An 18957-nucleotide genomic window follows, 5' to 3' on the forward strand; every position below is an offset into this window, starting at 1 on the left:
GGCTGGGGTCAGACCCTCAATGCCGCTAACGCAAAAGTCGACGCTAATGGATGAGGGGGTCTGACCCCGGGTTTTTTTTGGGTTTGCCGTTCAATCGAGATTTTTGAGTACCTTGGCCAGCTTGCCAAACAGCTCGTCGACATGCTGTTTTTCCAGCACCAGCGGTGGCGACAGGGCGATGATGTCGCCCGTCGTGCGTATCAGCACGCCGTCGGCGAAGGCCTGCTTGAAGGCAGTGAAGGCGCGCGTGCCCGGCTTGCCGGCGATGGGATCGAGTTCGATGCCGGCGATCAGGCCGATGCTGCGCAAGTCGATCACGTGCGGCAAGCCTTTCAGCGAATGCACGGCGTCGCTCCAATACGCCTGCATCGCTTTGGCGTGGCCGAGGATGTCCTGCTCCTCGAACACTTGCAGGGTCGCCAGCGAGGCGGCGCAGGCCAGCGGGTGGCCGGAGTACGTGTAGCCGTGGAACAGTTCGATGCCGGCTGGCGCGTCCATGAAAGCGTCGTGGATATGCTTTTTGCTGAACACGGCGCCCATCGGCACCATGCCATTGGTCAGGCCCTTGGCCGTCGTCATCAGGTCCGGCTCGACGTCGAAATAATCAAAGGCGAACGGCGTCGTCATGCGGCCGAAGCCCGTGATGACCTCATCGAAAATGAGCAGGATGCCGTGCTTGGTGCACAGCTCGCGCAAGCGTTTCAGGTAGCCTTTCGGCGGGATCAGCACGCCCGTGGAACCGGCCACCGGTTCGACGATGACGGCGGCGATCGTCGAGGCGTCGTGCAGGGCGACGATGCGTTCGAGTTCATCGGCCAGGTGCGTGCCGTATTCCGGCTCGCCCACCGTATAGGCGTTCTTGTCGAGATTATGCGTGTGCGGCAAATGGTCCACGCCGGGCAGCAGCGGGCCGAAGGTCTTGCGGTTGCCGCCGATGCCACCCACGGAAATGCCGCCAAAGCCCACGCCGTGGTAGCCGCGTTCGCGGCCGATCAGGCGCGTGCGGCCACCCTCGCCGCGCGCCTTGTGATACGCCAGCGCGATTTTCAGGGCCGTGTCCACCGCTTCGGAACCGGAGTTGGTGTAAAAGACGTGGCCGAATTTATGGCCCGTGTAGTCCATCAGTTTTTCCGCCAGCTCGAAGGCGGCCGGATGGCCCATCTGGAAGGTGGGCGCGAAGTCCAGCTGGCCCACCATCTCGCGGATGGCGCCGACGATTTTCGGCTGCGCATGGCCGCACGGCACGCACCACAGGCCGGCCGTGCCATCGAGGATGGCATTGCCGTCGACGTCCTTGTAGTACATGCCTTCGGCCGACACCAGCAAGCGCGGGTTGGCCTTGAAATCACGGTTGTTGGTAAACGGCATCCAGAATGCCGACATCGATTCCGGCCTTGATTCGTTCATGACCTTCTCCTAGTGATGGGCTGCCGCCACGCCAATATCGTTTTTGACGGAGCGTAAAATAATTTACCAGTTGGCAAAAAGCTGATGTAATAATAGACAGGCCATCCTTGAAGGCACAGATACACAAACGGCAAAGTATCCCAACCGTACAGGTCGAAAAACCACTACAGTTTTGTGCAAGGCAGCAAAGGAGCCACCGGTGACGCACAACGTGAAGCAGGACGAGGGCGAAGGTAACGCCGGTGGCTGGCCGGTGCTGGACATCGACCGCCAGAAAAAGGGCGGCCTGGTCGAGCAGATCGTCATCGCCATCAGCGTCATGGTAGGCAGCCGCGCCCTGCGCATCGGCACGCGCATGCCGTCCGTGCGCCAGTTCGCCCGCTGCAATGGCGTGTCGACATTTACCGTCGTCGAATCGTACGACCGCCTGGTCAATCTGGGCCTGCTGTCGTCGCGGCGCGGTTCCGGCTATTTTGTTGCGCGCCACGATATCGCTGCAACGCCGCAGACAACTATCCATGCCAGCCCCACCGCCATCGACGCCCTCACGCCGGACCTGTATTCGGGCGTGTCGGAAGCGCTGCCCGTGGGCGCGGGCTGGCTGCCGCCGGAACTGTATGGCGAGGCGACGGTGCTCGACGCCGTGCGCCAGGCCATGCGCATCCCCGCCAGCCGCCTGCGCGGCTATGGCCATCCGCTCGGCTTCCCCTCGCTGCGCCAGCACCTGGCCGCCACCTTGTCGGAAGAGCTGTTCCAGGTGGAGGCAGACCAGGTCCTGCTCACGCATGGGGCCACGCACGCGTTCGACCTGATCCTGCGCAGCCTGACCAAGCCGGGCGACACGGTGCTGGTGGAAGACCCCGGCTACAGCAACCTGCAGTCGCTGATACGCCACCACGGCTGCATTCCCGTCGGCATCGCACGCGGCGAGGCGGGACTCGACCTCGAAGCGCTGGCGCTGGAAGCGGCACGCACGCAGCCCAAGCTCATGTTCGTCAACACGGTGCTGCAAAATCCGCTGGGCACGTCCTTGAACCAGGCGCAGGCCCACCGCTTGCTGGCCCTGGCCGAGCAATTCGATTTCTGGCTGGTGGAAGACGATATCTACCGCGAACTGGCGGCGCGCGGCGACGCATCGCTGGCCGCCATGGACGGCTTGCGCCGCGTGATCCGCGTGGGCAGCTTTTCCAAGACCCTGTCGCCGGTGCTGCGCGTGGGGTCGATCTGCGCGTCGCCGTCGCTGGTGGCCGAACTGGTGCGCGTAAAAATGCTGGCGGGCCTGACGACGTCGGAAATCAACGAGCGCGCCGTCTACCACGCCGTCTCCGCGCGGCCCTACAAGCGCATGATCGAACGGCTGGTGACGCAGCTCGATGCGGCCCGCGAGCGCAGCATCGACTGCCTGGCGCAGGCCGGCATGGCGCCCGTGGCGCGCCCGCGCGGCGGCATGTTCGTCAGCGCCGGCTGGGCCGACGTCCAGACGCCGGCATGGAATGGGAAAGTCATCGCCGACATGGCATTAAAGGCCGGCATCCTGCTGTCGCCGAACGAGTTTTTCATGCTGCGCGCGCCCGAGACGGTGTGGTTCCGTTTCAACGTGGCCTATACCGATACGCCCGTGCTGCAAGCCTTTTTGCAATCGATCCGTCCACGCTAAAGAACCCGCCATGGCCAGCGACAAATCCCCTGCCCTTCCCGTGAAAAATACTGGCGGCCGGCGCCTGCAAAACCGCGACCGCCTGGAAGCGGACATCCGCGAACAGGCCGTGCGCGTGTTTGCCGAAAGCGGCTACGAAGGCGCGTCGATCGCCACCATCGCCGAGCGGGCCGGCCTGTCGAAGCAAAACCTGATGTATTACTTTCCCAGCAAGCAGGCGCTGTACCAGCGCGTGCTCGACGACGTGCTCGACGACTGGCTGGCGCGCATGGACATGCTGGCCCACGGACACGAGGAGCCGGCCGACGTGCTGCGCGCGTATATCGGCGCCAAGCTGCGCTTTTCGCGCGAGCAGCCGTGGGCGTCGCGCGTGTATGCGCTGGAAGTGATCAACGGCGCCCCCCTGTACGGCGCGCAGATACGCGACAGGGTCGTGCCGCTGCTGCGCAAGGATATCGCCGTCTTCGAGGCATGGATCGCCGCCGGCAAGATCGCACCCGTGAATGCCACGCACCTGATGTTCGCCATCTGGGCCATGACGCAATCGTATGCGGATTTTTCCGCGCAAATGAGCCTGGTGCTGGACCGCAAGCAGCTCGCGCGCAAGGATTACGATGATGCCGAGAGCCTGATCGTGCAAATGGTGCTGGCGGCCGTGAAGGTATGACGCGACGAAAAAAAACCGCCGTGCAGGCGGTTTTCAGTCAGCCAGCGGCGTTCAGGCTGCGCTCTTGTTCTTGCGGCGGCGCGCCATGAAGCCGACCAGGCCCAGGCCGGCCAGCAGCATGGCATAGGTTTCCGGTTCCGGCACGGCCGATACATAACCGGCCACGTTGGTGGCGCTGAAATAGTGATTGGCATTGACCTGGATGTTCGAGGCCCAGTTCCCCACCACCACGCTGCCATTGATCTGGCCACCGCCACCGGCCACGTTTGCCAGCGGCGCCAGGACGCTGCCATACAGGCCAACATTGCTGAAGGTCAGGTTTTTCGCTTCATAGAAGTTGTACAGCACATTGTAGTTCTTGAACCCGTCATAGCCGCCGCTCAGGGTCACGTCCGTGCCGCTGATGTTGAGGATCAGCGTGTCGTTCGTGTGCAGGTTGCTGAACTTGAAGTTGTTCACCGAACCGAGCGCCGCGGAAGTCAGGTCGAACACCTGCACATTGCCCGTGCCGCCTTTCAGGGTCATGCCGCCATAGGCCACCGAGCTGCTGCCCGTGGCCGCCACGTTCGACAGCGACGTCGAGGTGTTTTTCAGCTGGGCCGAGGTGGTGGCAAACGATACGGGCGAGGCCGTCGTCTTGCTTGCCGTGTTCAGGCCCACGCTGCTGGTCGTCGTCGTGCCGCCCACATAGTAGTTGCCGTTCTTGATCGAGCCGGAGCTGTAGTTCAGGTTGCCGCCAACGACCAGCGCATAGCCGGTATTGCCATGCGAGACGTAGGCATCCTTGTTCTTGTCATTGATCGAATAGCTCGACGCCGACAGGTTACCGGCGACCAGCACGCCGCCTTCGACATCGCTGCCGGAAGCGGTGAAGTTGCTCAGGGAATAGAAATTGGCGCCACCGATGCCCAGATCGACAACACCAGCTTGCGCGGCGCCGGCGGCAAAGACGGTCGACAAAACGAGAACGAATGGTGATTTGAACATGGTTGACATTTTATTTCCAAAAAGAAAATTAACTTGACGCCAGAATATCATATCCATCGACTTTGATATGTCGCAAACCAACAACTTTTGTAACAATAATGCAAATATAGTTGCACAATGAGAATCATTCTTTTCAGCCCGCCCGGGAAACGGCGTAACCATGCCGGCATGCCAGAAACAGGCCGGCAAACGACCGCCTGTTCTGCGTTTTCAATATTGCCTAGAGCCAAGGCGGACTTGGTGATACGATCGCGGCAGCGCCAGCCCAGGCACGCCATCAGACCACCAGATCAAAAAGGATATAGCACGCATGAAACGATTGTCACTAGCCGCCCTGTTGCTGGCGTATGCCTGCGGCGCGCAAGCCGATGTTTTCAACCTGATCGAGAACAAGCCGCTCAGCGAAACCTGGCTCAATGCGGGCTTTTATTCCTATCATTTCCAGCGCGACAAGAACCTGAACGACAGCAATCCTGGCCTGGGCGCCGAATACCGTTTTTCCACCGTTGCCTCGGCGACGGCCGGACGCTTCTACAATAGCGACCGCGCCTACTCGAACTACGTGGGCGTGTATTACCAGCCCATCCAGATGGGGCCGTTCCGCGTGGGTGCCGTCGTTGGCGGCTTCAGCGGCTATCCGAAGATGCGCGACGGCGGCTGGTTTCCCGCGCTGGTGCCCACCATCAGCTACGAATACCAGCGCGTGGGCGTGAATATCGCCATCGTGCCATCGTATAAAGACCGGCTGTATGGCGCGCTCAGCTTCCAGCTCAAGCTGAAAATCTTCGAATAACCGCCTGTCGTCGCCTGTCGTCGTTCGTTCCGCCCAGCCTGCAATTCGTCGCAGACCGGGTGCCAGTCAGCAAAAGCCTGGCTATAGTTGCTTCATCGCCAGGCCATCACGACGGCAACGGCACTAACGACGACAGGAGAGCAGCATGAAAGACATCAATTCGGCACCGGGCAGCACATCCTTTACGGAATTCTGGAACGCGCTGTGCGCGTATGCGCGCCAGGGCCTCGATGCGCTGTCGGCCATGTCCTGGCCCATGTTGCTGGCCTGCGCCATCGGCCTGGCTTTCGTCATCACCATCCTGCCGTTGGCCATCACCCTGTTCCTTGTGTTCCTGCTGCTGAAATGGGCCGGCAATGCGGGCGGCTTCAGCTGGGACAAGAAAACGGCGCAGCAGGAGCAGCCGCCGCAGGCGTGACACTCTTGTAGGGCGGACGAGAGTGGCATATAGTGAAGCGCGGCCATGACAGGTATCAAGATCCTTGCCATCAATACCCGTCATGGTGAACGCCATGCAGCATTCACGATCGAAACTACTCCATCCCCGATAGGAGTTCCCATATGACCACGACAGCCAAAGACACGAGGGCCACCACCATTCCCTGCCTGCGCTACCGCGATGCGCCTGCGGCCATCGACTGGCTCTGCACGGCATTCGGCTTTGAAAAACAGCTGGTTGTCCCCGACAGCGACGGCGGCATCGCCCATGCGCAGCTCAGCTATGGCAACGGCATGATCATGCTCGGTTCCGTGGTCGATGGCGAGTATGGCCGCCTGATGAAGCAGCCGGGCGAGATCGGCAATGCCAACACGCAAAGCTGCTACCTGGTCGTCAACGATGCCGATGCCGTCTATCGCCGCGCGCGCGAAGCCGGCGCCGAGATCGTGCTCGACATCAAGGATGAAGATTACGGCGGACGCGGCTTTACCTGCCGCGATCCGGAAGGCCACATCTGGAGCCTGGGCACTTACGACCCATGGTGAAACGGAGAACAATGATCATCAGTACCATCGCCGCCGCCAGCCTTGCGCTGGTTGGCGGCTTGCTGTCCGCCCCCGTCCTCGTCGACGAGCATTTCAACCGCGTCCATCCTCCATCCGGCAAGGCGCCATCGACGGCCACTCTGGCCTTGCACCGCAACCTGTGGGTCGCCGACCTGCACGCGGACAGCCTGCTGTGGCAGCGCGACCTGAACCGCGACAGCCAGCGCGGCCATGTCGACCTTCCCCGCATGCAACGGGGCAACGTGGCCCTGCAAGCTTTTTCCGTCGTCACCAAGACGCCGCGCAAGATGAATATCGAGCGCAATGGCAGCGACACGGACAACATCACGGCCCTGGTGATGGCGCAGGGCTTGCCGCCGGCTACCTGGAACAGCCTGCTGGCGCGCGCCACTTACCAGGCCGACGAGCTGCGCCAGCAAGCGGGCAAGAGCCATGGCAAGCTGCGCGTCATCGGCAGCCGCGCGCAGCTGCGCAGCTTCGTCGCCGCGCGCGAGAAGGACCCGGCCCTGATGGCCGGCTGGCTGACACTGGAAGGCGCGCATGCGCTCGAAGGCAAGCTGGACAACCTCGACACCTTGTACCAGGCCGGCTTCCGCATGGCCGCGCCCACGCATTTCTTCGACACGGAACTGTCCGGCTCCCAGCATGGCTTGAAAAAAGGCGGCCTGACGCCGCTGGGCCGGCAATGGCTGCGCGCCATGGAAGAGCGCAAGATGATCGTCGATCTGGCGCACGCCTCGCCGGCCACCATCGACGAGGTATTGACGCTGGCGAAACGCCCCGTGATGGTGTCGCACACGGGCGTGCGCGGCACCTGCGCCAACGGCCGCAACCTCAGCGACGCACAGCTCAAACGCATCGCCGCCCAAGGTGGCCTGGTGGGCATCGGCTTCTGGAACACGGCCGTTTGCGGCAAGGACGTGGCTTCGATCGCGCGCGCCATCGCCTACACGGTCAAACTGATTGGCGCGCAGCACGTGGCGTATGGCTCGGACTTCGACGGCGCCGTCACCACCGCCATCGACGCTGCCGGCTTGCCGCGCCTGACGCAGGCGCTGCTCGACGCGGGCTTGTCGGAAGCGCAGGTACGCCGCGTCGCCGGTGAAAACGTGCGCGACTTTTTACTGAAAAACCTGCCGGACGATGACGCCTAAGCCAGTGCGCTGATCAAGGCCTGGCTTGCCACCTGGCGCGGCCGGATGCGTATCAGTTTGCGGTACAGGGGCGGCATGGCATCGCACAGCGCCAGCAGCGCATCTTGCGCCATGGCCGGGCGCACGTACTGGAACTGCGCCGGATTATTTTCCGGCAGCGCCCCTTCCATGGTGGAGCCGTAGGCGCCCAGGGTCATGAAACTGGCGGCGCTGTCGTCCGGGCCGACGGCCAGCACGAAGGTGCCGTGCTTCGGATGGCCCAGATAGCGTTTGATCTCTTCCTGCAGCGCCGGCTCCGCGCTGGCCATCAATTCAAAACGCAGCTGCGCATACTGGCGCGTGCATTCCATGAACGGCGTGCGGATAGCCGATTGCGCCGATTTTCCCGGCATGCACAGCAGCAGGTTGCCGAAAGAGTCGAGCAAGGCGGCAGCATCGCCCTGGCCGCCATCGCGCACGTCCTGCTCCATGGCCGCCTGCAGGAAGGGCGCCAGGCCCGCATCGGGCGCGTGCGGCGCGCAGCGGTAAGTCAGGGCGTCGGGGTAACGGCGGCGCAAGGCGCGCACCACCGGATGCTCGGACGGCAAGGTGGCAGGGTCGCGCCGCGGCTCATCGTCGCCAGCATTCAGCAGCTGCATCACCTGCGCCGACGTCGACTCGAACACCAGCGAGCACAAAGCCTGCGTCGCTTCGTGGATGCTCTTGCCGATGAAAAAAGACCGGGGCGCGGCGCCGGCCGGCAGCCGCGCATACACGGTGGCGCCGCGCACGGCCGGATAACAGAAGCTGCGGCCCGCCTGCGCCTGCAGCGGCGCCGGCAGGGCCATGAAGGTGGCGCTGCCATCGTAGTTGATGCCCGCATTGACATCGGGCGCGGCCACCACCACATTGAAACCGGCGGCCAGAATCGCCCCCGTGCACATGCAGCACGGGTCGAGCGACGTGACGATGGTCAGTTCGCCCGGTGGCGGCAAGGACGTGCCCTTGGCCCGCTCGGCGAAATACCAGTCCACCAGCTGGCGTTCGCCGTGCGCGGTGGGATCGAATACCAGGCCGTGGCGCACGACGTTGTTGTGCATCGATTGCAGCACGTTGCCGGCGCCGTCGAGCAGCACGCCGCCCACGCCGAAGGTACCCTGCGTCTTGGCCGCCAGGGCTTCAGCCGCGGCGATGGCCACGGCGGCCTGGATGTCGATCGTCTTGTTCAAGCTGGTGCCATTGCCTAAGTTACTTCATGTCCAGGTCGGAATTGCCAAAGCCGTGCGGCAGCAGCCAGCCTGCCGTCACTTCCATGATGTCGTTCTTCAGATTGGTGAGGATCACCGGCAGGTCGGCGCCGCCCATCTCGAAGATCACCTGGCGGCAGGCGCCGCATGGCGAAATCGGTTCGGCCGTGTCGCCCGTCACGGCCAGCCTGGCGAAGTCGCCCGGTTTGCAGCCATGCGCGATGGCGCTGAAAAACGCCGTGCGCTCGGCGCAGTTGCACAGGCCATAGGCGGCGTTTTCCACGTTACAGCCACGGAAGACGCGGCCATCCTTGCACAGCAGCGCCGCGCCCACTTTAAAGCGCGAATATGGCGCGTACGCCAGTTCACGGCCGGCGTTGGCTTCGGCGATCAGTTCTTGGTTGTTCATTTGATTATTTACCTGTAAAACCAGCAAAGGCCGGGGTCGTACCCTGAGGGGGAATGCGTTCCAATGGTACGCATTCCAATCCTGCAAGGACCGACCCCAGACCCTGCTTTGGGGCTAAAAATAGTTACGGTCGAATGGTACGGTAAATCACCGGATTGGCCGGCAGGGCCACCGCGCTGATGTCATACGCTTGCTGGATTTCCCTGACGGCTTGCTGCGCCGCCGCTTCCGTGCGCGCGTGCACCATGGCCAGCGGCTGGCCAACGGCCACCTGTTCGCCCAGGCCAACGAGGTCCGTCAGGCCGACGGCGAAGTCGATGCTGTCCGTCGGACGGCGGCGGCCACCACCGAGGGCCACCACGGCCAGGCCGATGGCGCGGCAATCGCGCACGTTGGCAAAACCGGCCGACAGCGCCGGCGCCGGCACGACGAACGGCGCCGTCTCCAGGTGCTTGTCAGGGTTCTCGACCAGATCAAACGGGCCGCCCAGGGCGGAGACCATGCGCGAGAAACGTTCGGCCGCCTCGCCCGAATCGAGAGCCGCCATCAATTTCACGCGCGCTTCTTCCTCGGTGGCGGCCAGGCCGCCCAGCACCAGCATCTCGGCGCACAGCGCCAGTGTCACTTCGTGCAGGCGCGCGGGACGCGAACGGCCCGTCAGATAGTCCATGGCGCCGCGCACTTCCAGCGCATTGCCGGCGTACGGCGCCAGCGATTCGTTCATGTCCGTCAGAATGGCCGACGTCTGCATGCCCGCGCCGTTGCCGACGGCGACGATGCTTTCGGCCAGTTCCACCGATTTGTCGTAGGTCGGCATGAAGGCGCCCGAACCCACCTTCACGTCCATTACCAGCGCGTCCAGGCCGGCCGAGAGTTTCTTCGACAGGATGGAGCCGGTGATCATGGCCACCGATTCCACCGTGGCGGTGACGTCGCGGATGCTGTAGAAGCGCTTGTCGGCCGGCGCCAGCTGCGCCGTCTGGCCGATGATGGCCACGCCGATCTCCTGCACCACCTTGCGGAACAGTTCATTGTCCGGCACCGTGCAGTAGCCGGGAATGGCGTCGAACTTGTCCAGGGTGCCGCCCGTGTGGCCGAGGCCGCGGCCCGAGATCATCGGCACGTAGCCGCCGCACGCGGCGACCATGGGCCCGAGCAGCAGGGAAACGACGTCGCCCACCCCGCCCGTCGAATGCTTGTCGACGACAGGGCCGGGCAGGTTCAGCGCGCGCCAGTCCAGCACGTGGCCGGAATCGCGCATGGCCAGGGTGAACGCCACGCGCTCGTCCATGTTCATGTCGTTGAAAAAGACGGCCATGCCCAGCGCCGCGATCTGTCCTTCGCTGACGCTGCCGTCAGTAATGCCGCGCACGAAAAACTGGATTTCCTCGGCGCTCAGCACGCCCTTGTCGCGCTTTTTGCGGATAATTTCCTGGGTTAGAAACATGATAGCTCCCGATTTAATATTCAAATGCTGATGTCCAGCCAGCGGCCTTGCCTGATGACGCCCTGCGGGCCAATCCGGCCTACACGTCCTGCTGGCGAAAGCAACTTGGGGCCGGCGCCCCGGCGCATCGCTGCGCGGGTGAACCGGCCCCACTTTCCTGCTTTATAAACTTAGACGCCGTAAGGAATCCACACGTTTTTTACCTGCGACGCATGCGCCAGCACGGCGCGGCCGCCGCTTTGGGCGGCGCTGTACCAGTCGCGGCCCTTGGCGCCACCGACCCAGGTGCGCTTCAGGGTGCCGGCCGACAGGCGCTCGACTTCCGCGCAGCCTTCCGCCGAACCGTCATGGCGCCAGACGGCGTCGATGTCGGCGTGCGTGGCCAGGGTGCGCGCCAGTTCATCGGCATTGCCGCTGATGATGTTGACGACGCCGCCCGGCAAATCGGAGGTGTCGAACACCTGGTACAGATCCAGCGCGGAAAGCGGATGCGCTTCCGACGGTACCACCACCACGCGGTTGCCCAGCGCGATGGCCGGCGCCACCAACGAAATAAAGCCGAGCAATGGCGCTTCGTTCGGGCAGACGATGCCGATCACGCCGACCGCTTCGTTCAGCGCCACGGTGATGCCCTTGGTGGGCGGCTGGTGCGCCAGGCCGTCGTACTTGTCGGCCCAGGCGGCGTAGTAGAACAGGCGTTCGATCGATGCCTGCACTTCCTTCTCGGGATTTTTACTGCCCGTCATGGCCGCGATGCGGGCGGCGAATTCGTCGGCGCGCGCTGCCAGGTTTTCGGCGATGTAGTACAGCACTTGCGCGCGGTTGTGCGCCGTGGCGCTGGTCCAGCCGGACGCCTTGTGCGCCGCTTCGACGGCATTGCGGATGTCCTTGCGGCTGCCCACGCCCACTTCGGCCAGCAGGGCGCCATTTGCGCCGAACACGGGCGCGCTGTAGGCGCTGTCAGGGCGCGCCTGCTTGCCGCCGATGTACATCTTGGCCGTGCGGTCGATGGCGAACGGGTCGGCTGCCGCCGGCTTTACATTGCCCTTCGCTTTCGCTTCCACCACCGGCAGGGCCGGACGCGCATCTTCGGCCAGGGCCGTCATGTATTCCAGCATGCCTTCACGGCCGCCTTCACGGCCGAAGCCCGATTCGCGGTAGCCGCCAAAGCCGCATGCCGCGTCAAACTGGTTGGCGCTGTTGATCCACACCACGCCTGCCTTGATGGCGGGAGCGATATCGAGGGCCAGGCTGATCGACTCGGTCCACACGCTGGCGGCCAGGCCGTACACCGTGTTGTTCGCCAGCTGCACCGCTTCAGGCGGCGTGCGGAAGCTCATGGCCACCAGCACGGGGCCGAAGATTTCAGCCTGCGCCACGGCGGCCGAGGTCGACGCGCCCGTGATCAGGGTCGGCGGGAACCACGAACCGTCAGCCGGCAGTTCGCACGCCGGTTGCCACACGTCGCAGCCTTCGGCGCGAGCCGAATCGACCAGCGCGGCGATGCGCTGGCGCTGCACCGGATCGACCAGCGCGCCCACGTCCATCGATTTGTCCAGCGGCGAGCCGAGGCGCAGGTTTTCCATGCGCGCACGCACCTTGTTCAGGAAGCGCTCCTGAATCGATTCCTGCACCAGCAGGCGCGAACCGGCACAGCACACTTGCCCCTGGTTGAACCAGATCGAATCGACCAGGCCTTCCACGGCGCCGTCCAGGTCCGCGTCTTCGAAGACGATGAACGGCGACTTGCCGCCCAGTTCCAAGGAGAGCTTCTTGCCGCTGCCGGCCGTCGCTTCACGGATCAATCGGCCCACTTCGGTCGAACCCGTAAAGGCGATCTTGTCGACGCCAGGATGGTTGACGATGGCCGAACCCACGCGCCCGTCGCCGGTGACGATGTTGACCACGCCGGCAGGCACGCCCGCCTGCAGGCACAGTTCGGCGAACAGCATGGCGGTCAGCGACGTGAATTCGGCCGGCTTGAAGACCACCGTGTTACCGGCCGCCAGGGCCGGGGCGATTTTCCACGACAGCATCAGCAGCGGGAAATTCCACGGCACGATCTGGCCCACCACGCCCACGGCGCGGTAGTCGGCGAATTCTTCCGACTGCAGCTGCGCCCAGCCGGCGTGATGGTAGAAATGGCGCGCGGCCAGCGGCAAGTCGATATCGCGCGTTTCGCGGATGGTCTTGCCGTTATCCAGGGTTTCCAGCACGGCGAACAGGCGCGAATGCTTCTGCAGCAAGCGGGCCAGCGCATACATGACTTTCGCGCGGCCATGGCCGCCCATGCCTTGCCAGACGGGCAGCGCGCGGCGTGCCGCTTCGACAGCCCGTTCGACGTCCGCGTCAGTGGCTTGCGTCAGTTCCGCCAGCTGCGTGCCATCGGCCGGATTGGTCGAGGCGAACAGTTCCGCTGGCTCGCTCCAGGCGTTGTCGATGAACAGGCCGAACTTGCGCTGATGGCCATCGAGCCACGCCTGCGCTTCTTTTTGACTTTCGGGAGCAGGGCCGTAGTCCATAGTAGTGAGGATCTCGTTAATTGTTGGCATGACGATTGTTCTTTAAGGTTGTGCGTGACGATGATTGGCCGAGTAGCTGCCGGTGACGTAGTGCTCGAGCTGGCGCTCGATGTCCGTCAGCAGGCTGGAAGCGCCGATGCGGAACAGATGCGGCTGCAGCCATTCATTGCCCAGTTCTTCTTTCATCAGGCTCAGGTATTGCAGCGCGCTCTTGGCCGAGCTGACGCCGCCGGCCGGCTTGAAGCCCACCTGGAAGCCTGTCTGCTCGTGGTATTCGCGGATCGTGCGCACCATCGTCAGGGCCACGGGAATGGTGGCGTTCACGCCCTCTTTACCGGTGGAAGTCTTGATGAAATCGGCGCCTGCCATCATGCAGACCCACGACGCCTTGGCGACGTTTTCCAGGGTCAGCAAGTCGCCCGTGGCGAGAATCGCCTTCACGTGCGCTTCGCCGCAGGCCTTGCGGTAGGCCAGCATTTCGTCGTACAGCACTTGCCAGTTGCCGTTCAGGACGTGCTGGCGCGTGATGACGATATCGATCTCGGAAGCACCGGCGGCGACCGACAGTTCGATCTCGCGCAGCTTCGTTTCCATGCTCGTCAGGCCAGCCGGGAAACCCGTCGACACGGCGGCGATGGGCAAGCGGCCCTGGATGACTTTCACGGCGGGGGCGATCATCTCGTGGTAGACGCAGACGGCGCCGGTGCTCAAGTCGGTCAGGCCCAAGGCGTCCATCAGGTCGGCGCGCAGCGGGCGCATGGCCTTCATGCACAGGCGTTCCACGCGGCCCGGCGTATCGTCGCCGCCCAGGGTGGTCAGGTCGATCATCTGGATGGCTTTCACCAGCCAGGCGGCCTGGTATTCTTTTTTCACCGTGCGGCGGTTCGCCAGGCTGGCCGCGCGGCGGTCTGTCGCGGCGCGGTTGACGCGGATCTGGTTGATCCAGCCCAGGTCGAGGCCGATGGCTTCGTTACGCTTGAAGTCGGGGTGCATGAGTGTCATAACAAGCTGGTTCCATTAGCAAGTGGTGGTACGCCAAGGTGCTTGGCGAGGGTTTGGCCAATATCGGAGAAGGTCTCGGAAATACCCAGTGCGCGCGGGGCGACGCCGGGACCGAAGAAGATCATCGGAATGTGTTCGCGGGTGTGGTCGGAGCCGTGCCAGGTCGGGTCGCAGCCATGGTCGGCGGTGATCACGACCAGGTCGCCTTCCTTGAGCTTGGCCATGAATTCCGGCAGGCGCGCATCCATTTCGCGCAGCGCGTCGGCATAGCCCTCGACGTTGCGGCGGTGGCCGAAGGCCTGGTCGAAGTCGACGAAGTTCACGAACGTGAGCGACTTGTCCTGCACTTCGTCGGCCGTTGTCAACAGCGCTTCAAACAGCGCCATGTTGTCGACGCCCTTGACGACGCGCGAGATGCCCTGGGTAGCGAAAATGTCGCTGATCTTGCCCAGGCCGACGACTTCCCCGCCCGCATTCTTGACGTGGTCGAGCAGGGTCGGTGCGGGTGGCGCGACGGCGTAGTCGTGGCGGTTGGAGGTGCGCGTGTAGTTGCCGTTGCTGCCAGTGAACGGACGGGCGATGACGCGGCCGATGTTGTACGGCTCGACCAGCTTGAAGGCCATTTCGCACACTGCGTACAGGCGTTCGAGGCCGAACGATTCTTCGTGCGCGGCGATCTGCATCACCGAGTCGCCCGAGGTGTAGATGATCAGCTTGCCGGTGGCGACGTGTTCATCGCCGTGCTTGTTGATGATGTCCGTGCCCGAGGCATGGCAGTCGCCGAGGAAGCCCGGCACGCCCGACATGGCTTTGAGCTTGTCGGTCAGGTCGGCGGGGAACGATGGCGTGGTGCGGGGGAAGTAGCCCCAGTCGAATTCGACGGGCACGCCGGCGATTTCCCAGTGGCCGCTCTGCGTGTCCTTGCCGGTGGAACGCTCGCGCGCGGCGCCATACGCGCCGGTAAAGCCGTCGCGCTGGTCGAAGCCCGTGGCCCATTCGCCGCTGGCCAGGTGGGCGGCGGCGCCCAGGCCCAGGCGTTCCATGTTCGGGAGTTTCAAGGTCTTGCCGCTTTTGGCGACAGTGCTGGCAATGTGGCCAAAGGTATTGGCACCTGCGTCGCCATACTTGGCGGCGTCTGGCGTCGCGCCAAGGCCGAAGGAATCAAGCAGGAGGATAAATGCGCGTGACATGATAAGGCTCGCTTTATGGAGTGATGCAAAGATGATGCGGTCAGTGTAGGCCGGATTTTCCCGGCCTGCCGCGCGGCAGCGCCGGCAGATGGCGCGCCGCTACTGCGTAAAGAAGGGTGCTCAGGCTTGCGGCGTAGCGGAAACGGTGGCCAGGAAAGCGAGGATCAGCTTGACCAGGTCTTTCGCGCCGATGGCCGCGTATTTCAGGGTCTGCTCGTGCGACAGGGCGAATGGCGACATGCCTTCTGCCAGGTTGGTGATGACGGATACGCCCACCACTTTCAGGTCGCAATGGCGCGCCGAGACCACTTCCGGCACCACCGACATGCCGACCGTGTCGGCGCCCAGGCGGGCCATCATGCGGATTTCAGCGGCCGTCTCGAAGTTCGGGCCGGGATAGGCGACGAACACGCCTTCGTGCAGGGTGATGCCGTTCGACGCGGCCGTTTCCTTGACCAGGTTGCGCAGATCAGCGTCGTAGGCATTGGCCATGCTGAAGAAGCGCGGGCCGAAGCGGTCGTCGTTCGGGCCGACCATCGGCGTGCCTGGCAGCAAGTTGATATGGTCGCTGATGGCCACCAGGCTGCCGGCGTCCACTTCAGGGCGCAGCGAACCGGCCGCGTTGGTAACGAACAGCATTTCGCAGCCCAGCAGTTTCAAGGTGCGGATGGCGCTCGTCATGACGCCCATGCCATAGCCTTCGTAGAAGTGGCCACGGCCCTTCATGCAGACGACGGCCACGCCCGACAGGGTGCCGACCACCAGCTCGCCCGCATGGCCATGCACGGTGCTGATCGGGAAGCCCGGCAATTCGTCAAAGCTGATGCTGACGGCATCCGTCATCTGCTCGGCCAATACGCCCAGGCCGGAACCGAGGATCATCGCCACGCGCGGCTTGAAATTTTCAGGAGCGCGGGCACGGATGATTTCGGCGGCGTGGAAAGGGGCGTTGTTCGACATGGTTATCCTCTGATTGACTAATGATGATGGTTGCTGCCTGCGCGGCAGTACACGGCAAGATACTGCGGCCCAGGTAGCGGGGATGTGTGGTGTTACAGGTATATCCGAATGCGTATTGCCTCTATAAGCCGCCACTATGCATCAAACGGAATATGTATGGCAAATACCATTTTTCTTGCCCATTTATATAATTCAAATATAAATGGCCGATATTATAGTCCAGGCAAGCGCTCCCCTGCCAGCCATGGCCACGCCTCTGCCATCCCCGCCAAAACGCATGCATACAAGCTCCATACGCGCGCTTTTCAAGCACCTCTGGCACGCGCTTGAGGCGCGCTTGACACTTTACGGACAAATGTTTACAGTCGAAGACAAATGTCTAAACCTTCCGCGAAAACCTTGTGACCGATACCAATAAAAAAGACCAGCTGTACACGCTGATCCGCAACAACCCCTTCATTTCCCAGCAAGACCTGGCGAGCGAACTGGGCTTGTCGCGCTCGGCCGTCGCCGGCCATATCGCCGGCCTGATCCGTGAGCGCCGCTTGCTGGGCCGCGCCTATGTGCTGCCGGACAGCCGCCCCGTGCTGTGCATCGGTGCCGCCAACCTGGACCGCAAGATGCGCACCCTGGCAGCCTTGCAGATGGGCACCTCGAATCCCGTGCGCTCGACAGAGGTATTTGGCGGCGTGGGCCGCAACATCGCGGAGAACCTGGCCCGATTGTCGATTCCCGTCGCCTTGCTGACGGCGCTGGGCGACGATGCGGCCGGCCACGCCTTGCAGACGCATGCGGAAGATGCCGGCATCGACATGCGCGGCAGTTTGCATTTGAGTAATACCAGCAGTGGCACCTACACGGCCGTGCTCGACGAGCATGGCGAAATGCTGCTGGCGATGGCCAACATGCAACTGTATGAGCAGCTGACGCCCGCCTTTTTGCACAGCCGCCAGCCGCAGCGCGCGGCCGCCGCCCTCACCGTCTGCGACCTGAACCTGGGCCACGACAGCGTGCAAGCCTTGCTGGCCGATGCGCGCCAGGACGCCGGCCCCATGGGCAGCGCCGCCGCCCCGCTCGTCATCGTCGCCGTCTCGCAGCCGAAGATGGCGCACTTGCCGCAGGACTTGACGGGCTTGCGCCTGTTGATACTCAACCGCGGCGAACTGGAAACGCGCGTGGCGCGCGCGTTGCCAACGGCGTTTGATGTGCGCGCCGCCTGCCGCGAAGTGCAGCGCCAGGGCGCGCGCCAGGTGGTCGTTACCTGCGGCGGCGAAGGCGTGTATTTCACGGATGGCGACACCCTGGACGCACCGATCGAGCACCTGGCCGCGCGCGAAGTGGACGCCGTCGACGTGACGGGTGCCGGCGACGCGTTTTCCGCCGCCGTCTGCTGGTCGCTGTACCACGACAGCGGCGATTTGAAACTGGCCTGCCGGCGCGGCCTGAAACTGGCCGCCATGACCTTGGAATCGGCCGCCACCGTCTCGCCGCATATTTCCGCCGGCGCGCTCGACGATATCGACGACGCCGACCTGGCGCCGCCCCCTCCTACCCTCTTTCAACAGGACTGAAACATGACTCAACTCACTACTCAACTCAATAGCTTCCTCTCGTTCTCGCAGGAAGTGCTCGACGCGCGCGCCGCCGGCAAAGCCATCGTGGCGCTGGAGTCAACCATCATTTCGCACGGCATGCCGTATCCGCAAAACGTGGAAATGGCGCGCGAAGTGGAACAGATCATCCGTGACGGCGGCGCCGTGCCGGCCACCATCGCCATCATCGACGGCAAGATCTGCGTGGGCCTGTCGCCCGAGCAGCTGGAACTGCTGGGCACCTCGCCCGACGCCATGAAGGTCAGCCGCCGCGACCTGCCATTCGTGCTGGCGCAAGGCAAGCTGGGCGCCACCACCGTGGCCGCTACCATGATTTGCGCGGAACTGGCCGGCATCGCCGTGTTCGTCACGGGCGGCATCGGCGGCGTGCACCGCGGCGCGGAAACCAGTTTCGACATTTCCGCCGACTTGCAGGAACTGGCGCAAACCTCCGTCGCCGTCGTCTGCGCGGGCGTGAAATCCATCCTCGACATCGGCCTGACCCTGGAATACCTGGAAACCCACGGCGTGCCCGTCATCAGCGTGGGGCAGGAAGGCTTCCCTGCCTTCTTCACGCGTGAAAGCGGCTTCAAGGCCGATTTCCGCCTTGACACTCCAGCAGAACAGGCCGCCTTCATCGGCACCAAATGGCAGCTGGGCTTGAAAGGCGGCGTCGTCGTCAGCAACCCCGTGCCGGCCGCGCAAGCCATGCCGAAAGAAGAAATCGACGCGATCACCACGCAAGCGCTGCAGGAAGCGGACGCTGGCGGCGTGAAGGGCAAGCAAGTCACGCCATTCCTGCTGTCGCGCATCAAGCAGCTGACGGATGGCCGCAGCCTGGCGACGAATATCGCCCTGGTCAAGCACAATGCCCAAGTCGGTACGGCACTGGCCATTGCCATGCAGGCAGTCGTGGCACGATAATAGGACTGCTGTAAA

Annotated in this window: 17 protein-coding genes; 8 read left to right on the forward strand and 9 right to left on the reverse strand. The window is 63.6% G+C overall.

Features of this window, described 5'->3' with window-relative positions; translation table 11 throughout:
• Positions 1-90: 90 nt before the first annotated feature.
• Positions 91-1407: an omega-aminotransferase AptA gene (gene aptA / locus ACQ4WR_RS09060; RefSeq protein ID WP_102295646.1), complete on the reverse strand. Its 1317-nt coding sequence runs from the start codon at positions 1405-1407 to the stop codon at positions 91-93.
• Positions 1408-1606: 199 nt separating this feature from the next.
• On the opposite strand from aptA, the gene ACQ4WR_RS09065 reads away from it, so the two are divergent.
• Positions 1607-3064: an aminotransferase-like domain-containing protein gene (locus ACQ4WR_RS09065; protein WP_436486746.1), complete on the forward strand. Its 1458-nt coding sequence runs from the start codon at positions 1607-1609 to the stop codon at positions 3062-3064.
• A 10-nt stretch (positions 3065-3074) separates the two neighbouring features.
• Positions 3075-3731 carry a TetR/AcrR family transcriptional regulator gene (locus ACQ4WR_RS09070; RefSeq protein ID WP_102295649.1) on the forward strand — a complete coding sequence of 219 codons (657 nt, stop codon included), beginning with the start codon at positions 3075-3077 and terminating at the stop codon, positions 3729-3731.
• Between the two features lie 51 nt (positions 3732-3782).
• Here the strand turns inward: ACQ4WR_RS09070 and ACQ4WR_RS09075 are convergent, their stop codons facing one another.
• The gene (locus ACQ4WR_RS09075) at positions 3783-4727 is read right to left on the reverse strand and encodes a choice-of-anchor A family protein (RefSeq protein WP_436486748.1); all 945 of its coding nucleotides are present in this window, start codon (positions 4725-4727) and stop codon (positions 3783-3785) included.
• A gap of 301 nt (positions 4728-5028) precedes the next feature.
• On the opposite strand from ACQ4WR_RS09075, the gene ACQ4WR_RS09080 reads away from it, so the two are divergent.
• From ACQ4WR_RS09080 to ACQ4WR_RS09095, 4 genes are all read left to right on the forward strand, one after another.
• On the forward strand, positions 5029-5511 hold the full coding sequence (locus ACQ4WR_RS09080) for a hypothetical protein (protein ID WP_374755252.1): 483 nt from the start codon (positions 5029-5031) through the stop codon (positions 5509-5511).
• Positions 5512-5656: 145 nt separating this feature from the next.
• A complete protein-coding gene (locus tag ACQ4WR_RS09085) occupies positions 5657-5929 on the forward strand; it encodes a hypothetical protein (RefSeq protein WP_102295652.1) in 273 nt (90 codons plus the stop codon).
• Positions 5930-6072: 143 nt separating this feature from the next.
• Positions 6073-6495 carry a VOC family protein gene (locus ACQ4WR_RS09090; RefSeq protein ID WP_102295654.1) on the forward strand — a complete coding sequence of 141 codons (423 nt, stop codon included), beginning with the start codon at positions 6073-6075 and terminating at the stop codon, positions 6493-6495.
• Between the two features lie 11 nt (positions 6496-6506).
• Positions 6507-7670 carry a dipeptidase gene (locus ACQ4WR_RS09095; protein WP_102295656.1) on the forward strand — a complete coding sequence of 388 codons (1164 nt, stop codon included), beginning with the start codon at positions 6507-6509 and terminating at the stop codon, positions 7668-7670.
• Here the strand turns inward: ACQ4WR_RS09095 and ACQ4WR_RS09100 are convergent.
• The 7 genes from ACQ4WR_RS09100 to xapA form a co-directional block, all read right to left on the reverse strand.
• Positions 7667-8878: a nucleoside deaminase gene (locus ACQ4WR_RS09100; RefSeq protein WP_436486751.1), complete on the reverse strand. Its 1212-nt coding sequence runs from the start codon at positions 8876-8878 to the stop codon at positions 7667-7669. The two genes, ACQ4WR_RS09095 and ACQ4WR_RS09100, sit on opposite strands and share 4 nt — an antisense overlap.
• A 19-nt stretch (positions 8879-8897) precedes the next feature.
• Entirely contained in the window at positions 8898-9305 is a 408-nt protein-coding gene (locus ACQ4WR_RS09105) for a cytidine deaminase (RefSeq protein ID WP_092798106.1), read from the reverse strand.
• 124 nt (positions 9306-9429) lie between these two features.
• Positions 9430-10752: a thymidine phosphorylase gene (gene deoA, locus ACQ4WR_RS09110; protein ID WP_436486753.1), complete on the reverse strand. Its 1323-nt coding sequence runs from the start codon at positions 10750-10752 to the stop codon at positions 9430-9432.
• 170 nt (positions 10753-10922) lie between these two features.
• Positions 10923-13304 carry an aldehyde dehydrogenase family protein gene (locus ACQ4WR_RS09115; RefSeq protein WP_436486755.1) on the reverse strand — a complete coding sequence of 794 codons (2382 nt, stop codon included), beginning with the start codon at positions 13302-13304 and terminating at the stop codon, positions 10923-10925.
• A 12-nt stretch (positions 13305-13316) separates the two neighbouring features.
• Positions 13317-14276, reverse strand: coding sequence for a deoxyribose-phosphate aldolase (gene deoC / locus ACQ4WR_RS09120; protein WP_102295661.1), 960 nt, complete (start codon positions 14274-14276; stop codon positions 13317-13319).
• A complete protein-coding gene (locus ACQ4WR_RS09125; RefSeq protein ID WP_436486757.1) occupies positions 14273-15466 on the reverse strand; it encodes a phosphopentomutase in 1194 nt (397 codons plus the stop codon). Before ACQ4WR_RS09125 ends, deoC begins: the two co-directional genes overlap by 4 nt.
• 120 nt (positions 15467-15586) lie before the next feature.
• Positions 15587-16426 (reverse strand): xanthosine phosphorylase, encoded by an 840-nt coding sequence (gene xapA / locus ACQ4WR_RS09130; protein ID WP_102295664.1) that lies wholly within the window; start codon positions 16424-16426, stop codon positions 15587-15589.
• 401 nt (positions 16427-16827) lie between these two features.
• Between xapA and ACQ4WR_RS09135 the strand changes: the two genes are divergently transcribed.
• Together ACQ4WR_RS09135 and ACQ4WR_RS09140 are read left to right on the forward strand one after the other, a co-directional pair.
• Complete coding sequence (locus ACQ4WR_RS09135; protein ID WP_102295666.1) at positions 16828-17997, forward strand: carbohydrate kinase; 1170 nt, start codon at positions 16828-16830, stop codon at positions 17995-17997.
• Positions 17998-18000: 3 nt separating this feature from the next.
• On the forward strand, positions 18001-18942 hold the full coding sequence (locus ACQ4WR_RS09140; RefSeq protein WP_436486759.1) for a pseudouridine-5'-phosphate glycosidase: 942 nt from the start codon (positions 18001-18003) through the stop codon (positions 18940-18942).
• Positions 18943-18957 lie beyond the last annotated feature (15 nt).

Source organism: Janthinobacterium amylolyticum (assembly GCF_051380655.1).
Classification (GTDB): Bacteria; Pseudomonadota; Gammaproteobacteria; order Burkholderiales; family Burkholderiaceae_D; genus Janthinobacterium.